Source organism: Curtobacterium sp. 9128, from assembly GCF_900086645.1.
Lineage (GTDB): Bacteria > Actinomycetota > Actinomycetes > Actinomycetales > Microbacteriaceae > Curtobacterium.
The window spans coordinates 3,251,532-3,265,481 of record NZ_LT576451.1; the positions used below are offsets into that span (position 1 = coordinate 3,251,532).

Here is a 13,950-nt window from a genome sequence, read left to right on the forward strand (position 1 = left end):
CCCGCTCACATCCCCTGGGCGGTCACCATCTGTCGGTCGCTGGTCCGCAGAACGACGGGCCCTGACCACTCGGTGACAAACCGGCGGGGTGTTGCGACCACTCGGGCAGGCCCGAGCCGGGCCCGGAGGCGGACCTGCACCGAGCCTCCAGGCCGGCGTGCCGCGTCAGCGGCGGACGACGCTCACAGACCGGAGTAGCTGTGCAGGCCCTTGAAGAACACGTTCACGACGGAGAAGTTGAACATGACGGCCGCGAACCCGATGAGCGCCAGCCACGACGACCGCGCGCCGCGCCACCCACGGGTCGCACGCGCGTGGATGTACCCGGCGTAGACGACCCAGATGATGAACGTCCAGACTTCCTTCGTGTCCCAGCCCCAGTAGCGACCCCAGGCACGCTCGGCCCAGATCGCACCGGCGATGAGTGTGAAGGTCCAGAGGACGAAGCCGACGAGGAGCACGCGGTAGGTCAGGACCTCGAGCCGGTCGGCGTCCGGCAGCGTCTCCATGAAGCGGATCTTCTTGGAGACGGCCGGGTGCCCGAGCCGGTAGGTCTGCACGAGCTGCGCCACCGCGAGCCCGGCGCCGAGCGCGAAGAACCCGGTGCCGGCGATCGCCACGAACACGTGGATGACGAGCCAGTACGACTGCAGCGCCGGCTGGAGCGGCACCACGGGCACGTAGTAGTTGACCGTCGCGATGCCGAGCAGGATGAGCGTGAGGCCCGTGATGAAGACGCCGAGGAACTTCAGGTTCTGCCAGAGCTGCACCAGCAGGAAGATCAGCACGATCAGCCCGGTGCCGGTCAGAGAGAACTCGAACATGTTGCCCCACGGCACACGGTCGGCCGCGATGCCACGGAGCACGATCGACCCGACGTGCAGGATGAGTGCGAGGATCGTCATTGCCATGCCGACCCGTTCGAACCGGGTGCCACGACGGCCGGAGCCGGTCTTCGCCGGTGCTTCCACCCGCTCGAGCACCACGGTGCCACCCTGGACAGTGGCGACCGTCTTCGCGGCGCCCTGCTGCTGCGCCGTCACGGACTGTGTGTCGGTCGCGACGGACACCTCGCCCGCACGCTTGGCCATGTCCAGCGCGAACGAGATGAACGCGATCACGTAGACGGCCATCGCCGAGTACGTGAGCACGACCGAGTAGGTCGCGAGGTTCTCCGTCATGTTCACTGGGGCATCCTAACTCCGAGGTCCGACGTGTGCCGCGTGGCGATCTCGCCGACGGCACGCTCGAGATTGGGGTCCTCGCCGCGGGCGAGGCCCGCGTACTCGAGGTCGTACTCGCCGTTCGCCGCGCCCGTCCGGGGCACGACCTTCACCCAGACGCGACGACGCGGGACGAAGAGCGAGGTGAGGAGGCCGAGCACGGCGAGGACAGCGAAGCCACCGACGAAGAGCTGTGACGGGTCGTGGTGCACGTCGAGCGACACGTACCGCTTGACGCCGTCGAACGTGATCGACCCGGCGTCACCCGGCAGTTTCTTCGTCTGCCCGGGCTTCAGCTGGATGCTCGCGGTGTCCGCCTTGGTGCCGGCGATCTGCGTCAGCCCCTTGGTGTCGAGCTGGTAGACGCTCCGCGGCACCCCGTCGTCGAGCCCGAGGTCGCCCGTGTAGACCTGCAGCGAGAGCAGCGGGTTCTCGATGTCCGGGTACGTCGAGGCGTACGCGCCGGTCGTCTGCTTCACCGCCGTCGGGTAGAAGAACCCGACCATGCCGAGCTGGTCCGGCGACGCGTCCGGGACCTTGATGACGCCGGTGGAGGTGTAGTTCGCGTCGGCGGGGAGGAACGGCACGACGTCCTGGAACGCCACGTTCCCGTCGCCGTCGCGCACGGTCACGTTCATCGCGTACCCGTTGCCGAGCAGGTAGACGTTCGTGCCGCCGATGGAGAGCGGTTCGTTGACGCCGAGGCGGCTGGTCTTCGACTCCCCGCCCTTCTCCTTGCTCGTCACCGTCGCCGAGTAGTCCGTCGCCTGGCCGAGGGCGTTGAGGTTCCGCTCCTCGTACTTCGTGACGAACTTGTCGAGGGTCAGGTTGTAGCCCTTGAGCTGCTCCTGGTTGAACCAGCGACCAGGATTGAACGAGTCGTACGAGCCGAGCACGTTCGAGAACGTCTGGCCTTCCACGAGGAGCCGCTGGCCGGTGTACCCGAAGCCGCCGCCGATGCCGACGGCGATCAGCACGCCGACGAGCGCCGCGTGGAAGACGAGGTTGCCCGTCTCGCGCAGGTAGCCGCGCTCCGCGCTCACCGAGTCGCCGAAGCGCTCGACGCGGTACCCGGAGCGCTTCAGGAGCGCCATGGCGCGCGTGACCGCGCGGTCGACGGACGGGAGGCCCGTGGCCGCGTCCGTCCCGGTCGCGCCGTCCGCCATCGTGTCCGGTTCGACCGCCACGGTGCGGAACCCCGCGAGTCGCGTCAGGCGGACCGGCGTCTTCGGTGGGCGGGTGCGGAGCGCCTGCCAGTGGTGCCGGGTGCGGGGCACGATGCAGCCGATGAGCGACACGAAGAGCAGCAGGTAGATCGCGGAGAACCACACCGAGGTGTAGGTGTCGAAGACCTGGAGCTTGTCGAGGATCGGGTAGAGCGTCGCGTGGTCGGCCTTGTACTGCACGACGCCGTTCGGGTCCGCCGTGCGCTGCGGCACGAGGGACCCCGGGATCGCCGCGAGGGCGAGCATCATCAGCAGGAAGAGCGCGGTGCGCATGCTCGTCAGCTGGCGCCAGAAGAAGCGCACGTACCCGACGAAGCCGAGCTTCGGCTGGTTCACGCCGGCGTCGGTCGTCGCCGCCGCGGTGCCGTCGACGTGGTCGGACGGCCGCTGCGGGTCGGATGCGGTGTCGGCGCCCTCGTTCGTCGCCTGGTCGGTGCCGGTGAGGTCGTTCTCGGACTCAGACTGCCGGGACATAGCTCTGGATCACCGCCCCCACGCTCGACATGACGGCCGACCAGATACCGGTGACCATGAGCAGACCGATGACGATCAGGATCGCTCCTCCGATGATGTTGACGATGCGCATGTGGCGCTTGACGACGCGGATCGCTCCCGAGGCCCAGCCGGCGCCGAGCGCGACGAGCAGGAACGGGATGCCGAGGCCCAGGCAGTACGCGACGCCGAGCCACATCCCCTGCCAGGCACTGCCGGACTGCACGCTGAGCAGGTTGATCGCGGCGAGCGTCGGGCCGAGGCACGGGGTCCAGCCGAGACCGAACACGATGCCGAGCAGCGGCGCGCCGACGAGCCCGGTCGCCGGGGTCCACGACGGCTTCAGGGTGCGCTGGAGGAACGTGAAGCGGCCGACGAACACCAGGCCCATCACGATCACCACGACACCGAGGACCTGCGTGATGAGGTCGCGCCAGCGGACGAGCCAGAACCCGAGCGCACCGAACACCGTCGTGTAGGCGACGAACACCGCCGTGAAGCCGAGGACGAAGAGCAGCACCCCGAGCACGACGCGGCCGCGTCCCCGTCCGCCCTCGGCGACGCCGCCGACGTACCCGAGGTACCCGGGGACGAGGGGCAGCACGCACGGCGACAGGAACGAGACGAGCCCGGCGAGCAGCGCCACCGGGAGGGCGACGAGCATCTGCCCGCTGAGGATCGCGTCGGCGAAGGGATTGCTGCCCACGGCTCAGGAGGCCTTGCCGCTGAGCTCGTCCGACACCAGGGTGTCGAGGATGCTCGTGCTGTCCACGGCACCGAGCACGCGGGCAGCGACCCGGCCCTGCTTGTCGAGGACGATCGTCGCCGGGACCGCGTTCGGGGCGATCTGCCCGGAGAGCGCGAGCTGCATCTCGCCCTTGTCGGCGTCGAGCACGGTCGGGTAGTCGACCTTGAAGGTGCGCTCGAACGCGGCGGCGGTGGCCTTCTGGTCGCGCACGTTCACGCCGATGAACTGGACCTGGTCGTCGGTGTACTTCTCGTGCACCTCGTTCAGGTACTTCGCCTCGGCACGGCACGGCGGGCAGCCGGCGTACCAGAAGTTCAGGACGACGACCTTGCCGCGGAGCGCCTTCGCCGTCAGCTCGTCGCCGTCGGTGGTCATCGCGTCGAAGTCGACCGCGTCCGTGCGCTTGTCCTGGGCGACCTCGGTCACCGCACCGTCGCCGGAGATGTAGTTCTGCGTCGTCCCGCTGCCGTACTGCTGCGAGAGCTTGTCGCTGCTGCCGGAGGAGCAGCCGGTGAGGGCGATCGCGGCGACCAGCATGGTCGCTCCGACGGCGAGGAGCCGCCCCTTCGTGCTGCGCTCGGTCACACTGCTCCTTCGTCGATCGCCGTCCCGCGGAGTTCCTCGGCCGGGTCGGCGTACCCGACCTCGGTGAACCGACCGCTCGGCGTGGCGGGGACACGCTCGAGGGTGGTGATGCTCGAGAGGTCGCAGCGACGCTTGCGCGGGTCGTGCCACAGGGGCTCCCCCGCGAGACGCCGGTGCACCATCCAGATCGGCAGCTGGTGACTGACCAGGACGACGTCGCCCTCGTCGGTGCTCTCCCACGCGGTGGCGACGGCGGCGAGCATGCGGTTCGCGATCGACTCGTACGCCTCCCCCCAGCTCGGGCGGAGCGGGTTCGCGATCCAGGGCCACTCGGCCGGACGACGGAGCGAGCGCTTCGTGAACCCGGGGGGCTGTCCCTCGTAGCGGTTCGTCGGCTCGATCAGGCGTTCGTCGAGCGTGACGTCGAGGCCGTACGCCTCGGCCCACGGTGCGGCGGACTCCTGCGTGCGCTGCAACGGCGAGGCGATGATCCGGCGCACGTCGACGCCGGACTCCTTCCACGCGGCGGCGGACGCGGCGGCCATGGCCGTGCCGAGCTCGCTCAGTCCGAAGCCCGGGAGTCGGCCGTAGAGCACACGGTCCGGGTTGTGTACCTCGCCGTGCCGCACGAGGTGGATTCGGGTCGCGGGCATGGGTTCCAGTCTAGGTCGCTCAGCTGTTCCCACCGCCCGCACAGACGATCCACGGCTTCGGGAGCACTCAGTCGAGGTGACCGGAGAGCCTGCCGTGCAGCGCGACCGACCCGGTGTTCAGGTTGACGACCTCGACGGTCGAGCCGTGCTTCGCGAACCGCTGCTCCACGCCGTCGAGTGCCGCCACGGTGCTCGCGTCGAACACGTGCGCCTCGGACATGTCGATGACGACGTGCTCGGGGTCCTCGGCGTAGGAGAACCGGGTGACGAGGTCGTTCGAGGACGCGAAGAACAGCGCGCCGCGGACCCGGTAGCGGACTGTGTGCTCGTCGACGGGCTCCCGCACCACGGTGACGACGTGCGCCACGCGCCGCGCGAACACCAGCGCCGCGACGACGACACCCACGATCACCCCGGTGGCGAGGTTGTTCGTCAGCACGACGACGACCACGGTGATGACCATGACGGCCGTCTCGCCGAGGGGCATGCGACCGAGGGTCCTCGGGCGGATGCTGTGCCAGTCGAAGGTGGCGACGCAGACCATCAGCATCACGGCCGTCAGTGCCGCCATCGGGATCTCCGCCACCACGTCGTGCAGCACGATCGTGAGCACGAGGACGGACGCCCCCGCGACGAAGGTCGAGATCCTGGTCCTGGCGCCGGCGGTCTTCACGTTGATGACGGTCTGCCCGATCATCGCGCAGCCACCCGTGCCGCCGAAGAACGCCGAGACGACGTTGGCGATGCCCTGACCCCAGGACTCGCGCCACTTGCTCGAGCCGGTCTCGGTGATGGCGTCGACGAGCTGCGCCGTGAGCAGTGTCTCGATGAGCCCGACGATCGCCATGCCGAAGGCGTACGGCGCGATGATCGACAGGGTCTCGAACGAGAACGGCACCGTGATCCCGCTGAACCCGGGCAGCGCGGTCGGCAGCGCGCCCTCGTCCCCGACCGTCGGGACGGCGACGCTGAAGACGATGGTGATCGCGGTGATGACGACCACGGCGACGAGCGGCGCGGGGACCGCCTTCGTCAGGAACGGGAGCGCGACGATGATCGCGACGCCGAGTGCCGTCAACGGCCAGACCACGAGCGGCACGTCGCGGCCGAACAGGTTCGGCAGCTGCGCCGTGAAGATGAGGATCGCGAGGGCGTTCACGAACGCCACGTTGACGCTGCGCGGGATGAACCGCATGAGCCGTGCGACGCCGAGGAACCCGAGCACGAGCTGGATCACGCCGCCGAGCACGATCGTCGGGACCAGGTAGTCGATCCCGTGCTCGCGCACCAGCGGCGCGATCACGAGCGCGACTGAGCCGGCAGCGGCGGACACCATCGCCGGGCGGCCGCCGACGATCGCGATCACCACGGCGATCACCACGCTCGAGAAGAGCCCGACCGCCGGGTCGACGCCCGCGACGACCGAGAACGAGATCGCTTCGGGGATGAGGGCGAGCGCGGTGACGATCCCAGCGAGTACCTCGCGCGTCAGGAGCCTCGGCGAACGGAGTGCGGACAGGACGCTCGGGGCCGCCGGCGCTGAGGTGAGGGTCGTCATCGCGGACGACTCTACCGTTACGTGAGGGTAGAGTTGTCCGCGATGAGCGACCAGGACGACGCGCACGAGGCCGGCACGATGCACATCGGCGAGCTCGCCGACCGCGCAGGGATGTCGCTCCGGACGATCCGGCACTACGACGAGGTCGGTCTGCTCGTCCCGAGCGGCAGGACCACCGGGGGCTTCCGCGTCTACACCCCGCGCGACCTGGAGCGCCTGCTCGTCATCCGCCGGATGAAGCCGCTCGGGTTCTCACTCGAGGAGATGGGCGACCTGCTCGGCATCGTCGACGGGCTCCCCGGTGGTGATGCGGAGGACACGGCCGCACGCGCAGCGCGCCTCGATGCCTTCCTGGAGGACGCGCGGGCCCGCCACGCGAAGCTCGTCGAGCGCGCGGGCATGGCCGAGGAGTTCATCGGCACCCTCAGCACCCTCCGCGCCGCGCTCCCCTGACGCCCCGTCGCGCGCGGCCGCGATCTCGCGCTTGCGCTGCTCGATGTGTGCATGCCACGCCGCCGCGCCGGCCTTCGCGCGCGCCCACATCGCGTCCAGCTCCTCGTCACTCACCGCAGGGGGTTCATGTCGGTCCAACCAGCGCGTGACGCCTGCGCGTGCGCGCGCAACGATCGTCATCATCCCGTCTCCCTCGATCTGCTGAGCAGTTCCCGCATCACCTTCGCACCCGGTTCCTCGCCTCGTGGGATCTTCTGCATGTCACACATCGCTGCGGCGAGGGCGTACCCGAGTTCATGCCGCCCGACGTCGTCGCCGGAGACGAGTTCGAACACCACCGTGAGACGTGCCCAGTACCGGTCTCGTTCTTCCCGCTCGACGTCCCGCCGCCACCGCACGATCGCCCAGCACCCGCCGACGACAGCACCGAGCAGCGTCAGCGCCGCGGCAGCGAGCGCGGCCACCACCGTCGCGACGGCCGCAGGTGGCCAGGCCGCGAGTGCTTCGATCCCCTCCGTCATGAGGACCTCCTCCCCGCTCGCGACCCGGCCACATCGAGAACGCTAGGAGTGCGGCGGAGGCGATCCGAGCCTCCGGGCCGCATCTGTGGACGACCACCGGACGTAACCGGGCTGTGGAGAACCGGCGGCCCGGTAGACTCGACGACCGTGATCGAACGCACCCGCATCAGCGACCTCGCCGCCCTCCCCGACGGTCCCGTCTCCGTGGCCGGATGGGTCGAGACCGTCCGCGATCAGAAGAAGGTGCAGTTCGTCGTGCTGCGCGACGAGACCGGCGCCGTCCAGCTCGTCAACCCCGCGACGCGTGAGGCGACCGAGGGCGACGACGCGTCGACAGCGGCACTCGCCACGACCGAGGCGATCTCGGGTCTGGCGCACGGCTCCTTCATCCACGTCACCGGCACCCTGAAGCACGACGAGCGCGTCAAGCTCGGCGGCCTCGAGGTCAAGGTCGGCGAACTGACCCTCGTCAGCGCAGCGATCCCGGAGACCCCGATCGCCGACGACTCCTCGCTCGACAAGCGACTCGACTGGCGCTTCCTCGACCTGCGCAACCGCAAGCAGAACCTCATCTTCCGCATCCAGACGACGATGGAGCACGCGTTCCGCTCGTACTGGGTCGAGCGCGACTACATCGAGATCCACACCCCGAAGCTGATGGCCTCGGCGTCGGAGTCCCGCGCCGAGCTCTTCCAGCTCGAGTACTTCGAGACGACGGCGTACCTCGCGCAGTCGCCGCAGAACTTCAAGCAGATGGCGCAGCCGGCCGGCTTCGGCGCCGTGTTCGAGATCGCCGACGCGTTCCGCGCCGACCCCTCGTTCACGTCGCGCCACGCCACCGAGTTCACGTCGGTCGACGCCGAGTTCTCGTGGATCGAGTCGCACGAGGACGTCATGGCGATGCACGAGGAGGTCCTCGTCGCCGGTATCAGCGCGGTCAAGGAGAAGTACGGCAAGGACATCGAGGAGGTCTTCGGCTTCGAGCTGCAGGTCCCGACCACGCCGTTCCCCCGCGTCACCCTCGCCGAGGCCCGCAAGATCGTGGCCGACAGCGGCCACGACGTCGTCCGCGCCGACGGCGACCTCGACCCGGAGGGCGAGCGCCGCGTGTCCGCATGGGCAAAGGAGCACCACGGCTCCGAGTTCGTGTTCGTCACCGACTACGACGCCTCGATCCGGCCGTACTACCACATGCGTCACGCCGACGACCCGACGCTCACGAACAGCTACGACCTGCTGTTCAACGGCGCCGAGATCTCCACGGGCGCGCAGCGCGAGCACCGTGTCGACGTCCTCACGGCACAGGCCGAGGAGAAGGGGCTCGACGCCGCCGAGCTCGGCTGGTACCTCGACTTCTTCCGCTACGGCGTCCCGCCGCACGGTGGGTTCGGCATGGGTCTCGCACGCGTGCTGATGCTCATGCTGGGTGAGCCGTCCATCCGCGAGGTCACGTACCTGTTCCGCGGCCCGACGCGCCTGACCCCGTAGGTCGACCCGCGGGGCGGCTCCGTCGGCCCCGTGTCCGTCCACACAACCGAAAGCGGCTCGCACCACGGATTCCCGTGGCGCGAGCCGCTTTCGGTTGTGCGCGGGTGGATCACACCGGCACGCGCGCGGCGGACGGGAGGCTCGGCTCAGCTCTGCCAGTCGATGGCGGCCCGCCCCGTGACGAGTCCACGGATCTCGGCCGCGGCCGCCTGGTGGTCCGGGTGCACCTGGTACTCGTCGAGCCCGGCGAGGTCGTCGAACGTCGCGACCACGGCGACGTCCTGGTTCTTCCCGGGGTAGGCGACGTTCTCGACGACCTGCAGCGTGCGGATCGACGGCACGACGCCGATCAATCCGTGCAGGAGCGTCCGGATCCGGTCGATGGAGGACGCTCGGTCGAGGTCCTCCCGGAGTGTCCACGAGACGACGTGCTGGATCATGCGGAGGCTCCTGCCTGCTCGAGTGCGCGGACGAGGCGGTCCTCGTCGACGCGCCAGTTGCTGTGGACGCGACCGTCGATGAGCACGACGGGGATGTCCTCCGCGTACTCGAGTCGGAGCGCGTCGTCGTCGAGGATCGACGTCTCGGTGAGCGTCACCCCCGGATGCGCTGCGACGACCCGTTCGACGACGGGTCTGGCGTCGTCGCAGAGATGGCATCCGGGCTTGGTGAGGAGCGTCACGGCTGGCATGGGATCAGCGTAGCGCCGCTCGGAGCGTCGTCCCGGCAGTGTCCCCCGGGAACACGAAAGCCCCGGCGAACCGGGGCTTCTGCGGCAAGTCTCGCGACTTACTTCTTGTTGCGACGCTGGTGACGCGTCTTGCGAAGGAGCTTGCGGTGCTTCTTCTTCGCCATGCGCTTGCGACGCTTCTTGATGACAGAACCCATGTGGACCTCGCTCGGACTGATGCTGATGTACGGACACCGGGCCGATGAAGCCGCGGAAAATCAACCTGCCCGATCCTACCGGAGGGCCGCTGTGATGTCGAACGGACGAGTTCGGCGGGACCCGATCGGGTCAGCCGACGTCCGCGATCCCGCCGCGGAGCACCGCTGCGACCGCGGACTCCGGCACCCGGAACGACCGGCCGAACCGGATGGCGGGGAGCTCGCCGGCATGCACCATGCGGTAGACGGTCATCTTCGACACGCGCATCATCTCGGCGACCTCAGCGACGGTGAGGAAGCGCACGTCGTCGAAACTGCCGGTCATGGTCCGCCTTCGGGTGGGCTCGCGCTCGGTCCCGAGCGCGGGAGTTCATGTGTGACCTGAGTGGTCACTGGTAACTGTAGGGGCGCGTGAGCCCCCGTGTCCAGCATCGTCGAGGTCGCTGGACGGACGGTGCGGAACACCGCACAGCACGCCGTGCCAGACCACCCGGAACGGGTGCGGTCAGTCGTCTTCGCCGCGCTTCGTGAACCGCCGTCGCGAGCTCTCGACGACCCGTTCCCAGCCCTGCTGCGCGCCCGAGAACGCCGCGGTGGCGCGGTACGACGCCTCGGCCATGACGCGCCCGAGCTCGGTGCCGACCTCGACCGTCGCCTTGCCGGCCGTGCCGTTCCGACGGACCGAGACGGGCTGCCCGTCGAGGGTCCACGCCGTGGTCGCTGGGGTGCCGTCGGCATCGACCGCTCCGGTGAACGGCACGACCCACTCCTCGATGTGCAGGAGCGGTTCCGGGTCGAGCCGGTAGTAGCGGTGCTGACCTTCCTCCCGACTCGTGACGAGCCCGATGTCCCGGAGGACACGCAGGTGCTTCGAGACGGTGGGCTGGCTGACCCCGAGCTTCTCGACGAGCTGGCCGACGCTGAGCTCACCGCCGGTCGCGTCGGCGCCGTAGGCCGAGAGGAGCGCCCCGAGGAGTTCCCGCCGCGTCGGGTCCGCGACCACGCTGAAGATGTCGGCCATGGGGAAAGGCTAACCGGCCCGGCGCGGATGTACCATGCGATGCGTCCCGCCCATGTCCCCGGAGGCATACGATGCTCGACCGCACGGAGCCGCCGACCGTCTCAGCGAGCCCTGCCCGGCGACGGGCCTCCCGGATCGGGACCGTGCTCCGTTCCTCGCCGTCGCGCCTCGCGATCATGGTGTTCGTCGCGCTCATCCTCGTGTTCACGTTCCTGTTCATGACGCCGATCGCCGCCGCCGATCGCCAGTCGACGCACTTCGCGGACGCGCTCTTCACCGCGGCATCGGTCGTCTGCGTGACCGGGCTGTCCACCGTCGACATGGCCACGCACTGGTCGGTGTTCGGCAAGACGCTCGTGGTGATCGGGACGCAGATCGGTGCGGTCGGGGTGCTCACGTTCGCGTCGATCCTCGGGCTGTTCGTGACCAGGAAGCTCGGGCTCCGCGCGAAGCTCATGGCGGCCGGCGACTCGAACCCCCTGCGCACGCACCACGGCGCCGTCCCGGAAGGGCAGGCCGTCCGGCTCGGTGAGGTCGGCACGCTGCTCGCGACGGTCGCGGTGAGCACCCTGTCGATCGAGATCGTCCTCGGGCTCCTGCTCCTGCCGTCGGTGCTCATCGCCGGCATCCCCTTCTGGACGGCCGTCGGCGACTCCTTCTACTACGCGGCCATGGCGTTCACGAACACCGGGTTCGCGCCGAACGCCAGCGGCCTCGACCCGTTCGCGCACGACTACTGGTTCCTCTCGCTGCTGATGGTCGGCGTCGTCGCCGGCTCGATCGGCTTCCCGGTGATCCGCGCACTCACGAAGCAGCTCCGCACACCGCGGAGGTGGCCGATCCACGTCAAGCTCACCCTCGCCACCAGCGCCGTGCTGCTCGTCGGCGGGGCGATCGTCTACATCGCCCTCGAGGCCTCGAACCCGACCACGTTCGGTGAGGAGGGCGCCGGCCGCACCGCGTTCCAGGCGCTCTTCCTGTCGACGATCACCCGCTCCGGCGGCTTCTCGCTCGTCGACTTCGACCAGCTCAACGGCTCGAGCCTGCTCGTCACGGACATGCTCATGTTCATCGGCGGCGGCTCGGCATCGACCGCGGGTGGGATCAAGGTCACGACGCTCGCGGTCCTGTTCCTCGCGGCGGTCGCCGAGGCGCGTGGCCGGCAGAGCATGGAGGCGTTCGGCCGACGGATCCCGAGCGACGTGCTCCGCGTCGCCGTGGCCGTCGTGCTGTGGGGCGCCACGATCGTCGCCGTCGCCACGGTCGTGCTGCTGCAGATCACGCACGAGTCCCTGGACCGGGTGCTGTTCGAGGTGATCTCGGCCTTCGCCACGTGCGGCCTGTCCTCCGGGGTCTCCGCCGACCTGCCAGAGTCCGGCAAGTACGTCCTCGCGGCCACGATGTTCCTCGGTCGTGTCGGTACAGTGACCATCGCCGCAGCACTGGCCGCCAGCCAGAGCCGGCAACTGTTCCGCCGTCCAGAGGAGAGGCCGATCGTTGGCTGACCGAACCCACCAGCAGCACCCGTTCGGTGCCGTCAGCCACGACGCCCCGGTGCTCGTCATCGGTCTCGGCCGCTTCGGCGCCGCCACCGCCGGGCAGCTCGAACGGCAGGACCGCGAGGTCCTCGTCGTGGACACCGACGCCGGTCTCGTCCAGAAGTGGTCAGACCGCGTCACGCACGCGGTCCAGGCCGACGCGACGGACATCGACGCGCTCCGGCAGATCGGCGCCCAGGACTTCCCGATCGCGGTCGTCGGGACCGGCAGCGACCTGGAGTCGAGCGTCCTCATCACCGCGAACCTCGTGGACCTCGGCATCCCCCAGATCTGGGCGAAGGCGATCAGCCGCTCGCACGGGACGATCCTTTCCCGCATCGGCGCGAACCACGTCGTCTACCCGGAACGCGAGGCCGGCGAACGCACCGCGCACCTGGTCTCCGGCCGGATGCTCGACTTCATCGAGTTCGACGACGACTTCGCGGTCGTCAAGATGTTCCCGCCGCGCGCGGTCCGGGGGAAGGACCTCGGCACCACCGCGATCCGGACGCGGTTCGGACTGACGGTGCTCGGCATCAAGCCGCCCGGTGAGGCCTTCGTGCCGGCGACGCCGGACAGCGTCATCGGCGAGCACGACGTGATCATCGTGTCCGGGTCGACGACCGCGCTGGAGCGGTTCGCGGCCCTGGAATAGGGCGGAGACGGACGGGAGGCTCGTGGCGGCGCCGCCACGAGCCTCCCGTCCGTCTCCTGGTCCCGTCTAGAGCTTGGACAGCTCCTCGGCGCGCGCGATCGCCGCGTCCGCGGCGCGGCGGAGCGTGTCCGCCAGGTCCGCCTCCTGCAGCACCGCGACGGCGCGCTCGGTGGTGCCCTTCGGACTCGTCACCGCGCGCCGGAGCTCCGACGGCTCCTTGCCGGACCGCTCCAGCAGCTCGACCGCGCCGCGGACGGTCCCCTGCACCATCGTCTCCGCCTGCTCGGGCGTGAAGCCGAGCGACTCGGCGGCGCGCTGCCACTCCTCGACGAACAGGAACACGTACGCGGGACCGGAGCCGGACACCGCCGACAGGGCGTCGAGCTCGTCCTCTGGCACCTCGATGACCGAGCCGGACACGTCGAAGAGACTCGAGGCGAGCGCGACCGCCTCCGCGTCGGCTGACGCACCGCCGCTGATCCCGGTGACGCCGTGACCGACGCCGATGGGGGTGTTCGGGAGGGCACGGACGACCCGCACGGTGTCGGGGATCCTCGCCTCCATCGCGCTCGTCGTCACACCGACGGCCACGCTCACGACCACGGCTCCCGGTTCGAGGTCGCCGGCGATCTCGTCGAGGACGTCGCCGATCGCGAACGGCTTCACGCCGAGCACGACGAGTGCCGCGCCGCGGACGGCCGCGCGGTTCGCGTCGGCGTCGGTGTCGCTCGCGTGGGCGTCGAGTCCGCGCTCCCGGTGGGCGGCGGCGGACGACTCGGACTTCGTCGTCACGACCACGGTGTCCGGGGACAGTCCGGCGGCGAGGAGCCCGTCGAGGACCGCGCCGGACATGGATCCGACGCCGACGAGGGCGGTGCGAGGGAGTTCGATCGTCATGCCC

At 69.7% G+C, this 13,950-nt stretch carries 17 protein-coding genes; 4 read left to right on the top strand and 13 right to left on the bottom strand.

Annotation, left to right across the window (positions count from 1 at the left end):
* Positions 1 to 182: 182 nt before the first annotated feature.
* The 6 genes from ccsB to QK288_RS15455 form a co-directional block, all read right to left on the bottom strand.
* The gene (gene ccsB, locus QK288_RS15430; RefSeq protein ID WP_281267611.1) at positions 183 to 1,181 is read right to left on the bottom strand and encodes a c-type cytochrome biogenesis protein CcsB; all 999 of its coding nucleotides are present in this window, start codon (positions 1,179 to 1,181) and stop codon (positions 183 to 185) included.
* A 2-nt stretch (positions 1,182 to 1,183) separates the two neighbouring features.
* On the bottom strand, positions 1,184 to 2,923 hold the full coding sequence (locus QK288_RS15435; protein WP_281265151.1) for a cytochrome c biogenesis protein ResB: 1,740 nt from the start codon (positions 2,921 to 2,923) through the stop codon (positions 1,184 to 1,186).
* The gene (locus tag QK288_RS15440) at positions 2,907 to 3,605 is read right to left on the bottom strand and encodes a cytochrome c biogenesis protein CcdA (protein WP_281267612.1); all 699 of its coding nucleotides are present in this window, start codon (positions 3,603 to 3,605) and stop codon (positions 2,907 to 2,909) included. The genes QK288_RS15435 and QK288_RS15440 overlap by 17 nt, the downstream gene beginning before the upstream one ends.
* Positions 3,606 to 3,650: 45 nt before the next feature.
* On the bottom strand, positions 3,651 to 4,274 hold the full coding sequence (locus QK288_RS15445) for a TlpA disulfide reductase family protein (protein WP_281265152.1): 624 nt from the start codon (positions 4,272 to 4,274) through the stop codon (positions 3,651 to 3,653).
* Positions 4,271 to 4,927, bottom strand: coding sequence for a histidine phosphatase family protein (locus QK288_RS15450; protein WP_281265153.1), 657 nt, complete (start codon positions 4,925 to 4,927; stop codon positions 4,271 to 4,273). Before QK288_RS15450 ends, QK288_RS15445 begins: the two co-directional genes overlap by 4 nt.
* Before the next feature lie 67 nt (positions 4,928 to 4,994).
* Positions 4,995 to 6,485, bottom strand: a complete 1,491-nt coding sequence (locus QK288_RS15455; RefSeq protein ID WP_281265154.1) for a SulP family inorganic anion transporter — start codon at positions 6,483 to 6,485, stop codon at positions 4,995 to 4,997.
* A 42-nt stretch (positions 6,486 to 6,527) separates the two neighbouring features.
* Between QK288_RS15455 and QK288_RS15460 the strand changes: the two genes are divergently transcribed.
* Complete coding sequence (locus QK288_RS15460) at positions 6,528 to 6,938, top strand: MerR family transcriptional regulator (protein WP_281265155.1); 411 nt, start codon at positions 6,528 to 6,530, stop codon at positions 6,936 to 6,938.
* Between the two features lie 179 nt (positions 6,939 to 7,117).
* Here the strand turns inward: QK288_RS15460 and QK288_RS15465 are convergent, their stop codons facing one another.
* Positions 7,118 to 7,459 carry a DUF3176 domain-containing protein gene (locus tag QK288_RS15465; protein ID WP_281265156.1) on the bottom strand — a complete coding sequence of 114 codons (342 nt, stop codon included), beginning with the start codon at positions 7,457 to 7,459 and terminating at the stop codon, positions 7,118 to 7,120.
* A 147-nt stretch (positions 7,460 to 7,606) separates the two neighbouring features.
* Between QK288_RS15465 and aspS the strand changes: the two genes are divergently transcribed.
* Positions 7,607 to 8,947 carry an aspartate--tRNA(Asn) ligase gene (aspS, locus tag QK288_RS15470; RefSeq protein ID WP_281265157.1) on the top strand — a complete coding sequence of 447 codons (1,341 nt, stop codon included), beginning with the start codon at positions 7,607 to 7,609 and terminating at the stop codon, positions 8,945 to 8,947.
* Positions 8,948 to 9,093: 146 nt separating this feature from the next.
* Here aspS and QK288_RS15475 read toward each other — a convergent pair whose 3' ends face one another.
* The 5 genes from QK288_RS15475 to QK288_RS15495 form a co-directional block, all read right to left on the bottom strand.
* A complete protein-coding gene (locus QK288_RS15475; RefSeq protein WP_281265158.1) occupies positions 9,094 to 9,387 on the bottom strand; it encodes a Dabb family protein in 294 nt (97 codons plus the stop codon).
* Positions 9,384 to 9,638: a glutaredoxin family protein gene (locus QK288_RS15480; protein ID WP_281265159.1), complete on the bottom strand. Its 255-nt coding sequence runs from the start codon at positions 9,636 to 9,638 to the stop codon at positions 9,384 to 9,386. The genes QK288_RS15475 and QK288_RS15480 overlap by 4 nt, the downstream gene beginning before the upstream one ends.
* Positions 9,639 to 9,736: 98 nt before the next feature.
* Complete coding sequence (locus QK288_RS15485; protein WP_003792170.1) at positions 9,737 to 9,835, bottom strand: AURKAIP1/COX24 domain-containing protein; 99 nt, start codon at positions 9,833 to 9,835, stop codon at positions 9,737 to 9,739.
* Positions 9,836 to 9,965: 130 nt separating this feature from the next.
* Positions 9,966 to 10,160 carry a helix-turn-helix domain-containing protein gene (locus QK288_RS15490; RefSeq protein ID WP_281265160.1) on the bottom strand — a complete coding sequence of 65 codons (195 nt, stop codon included), beginning with the start codon at positions 10,158 to 10,160 and terminating at the stop codon, positions 9,966 to 9,968.
* 180 nt (positions 10,161 to 10,340) lie between these two features.
* On the bottom strand, positions 10,341 to 10,856 hold the full coding sequence (locus QK288_RS15495; RefSeq protein ID WP_281265161.1) for a metalloregulator ArsR/SmtB family transcription factor: 516 nt from the start codon (positions 10,854 to 10,856) through the stop codon (positions 10,341 to 10,343).
* 71 nt (positions 10,857 to 10,927) lie between these two features.
* Between QK288_RS15495 and QK288_RS15500 the strand changes: the two genes are divergently transcribed.
* Together QK288_RS15500 and QK288_RS15505 are read left to right on the top strand one after the other, a co-directional pair.
* Positions 10,928 to 12,361 carry a potassium transporter TrkG gene (locus tag QK288_RS15500; protein WP_281265162.1) on the top strand — a complete coding sequence of 478 codons (1,434 nt, stop codon included), beginning with the start codon at positions 10,928 to 10,930 and terminating at the stop codon, positions 12,359 to 12,361.
* The gene (locus tag QK288_RS15505; protein ID WP_281265163.1) at positions 12,354 to 13,049 is read left to right on the top strand and encodes a TrkA family potassium uptake protein; all 696 of its coding nucleotides are present in this window, start codon (positions 12,354 to 12,356) and stop codon (positions 13,047 to 13,049) included. Before QK288_RS15500 ends, QK288_RS15505 begins: the two co-directional genes overlap by 8 nt.
* Positions 13,050 to 13,115: 66 nt before the next feature.
* Here the strand turns inward: QK288_RS15505 and proC are convergent, their stop codons facing one another.
* The gene (gene proC / locus QK288_RS15510) at positions 13,116 to 13,946 is read right to left on the bottom strand and encodes a pyrroline-5-carboxylate reductase (protein WP_281265164.1); all 831 of its coding nucleotides are present in this window, start codon (positions 13,944 to 13,946) and stop codon (positions 13,116 to 13,118) included.
* Positions 13,947 to 13,950: the final 4 nt, after the last annotated feature.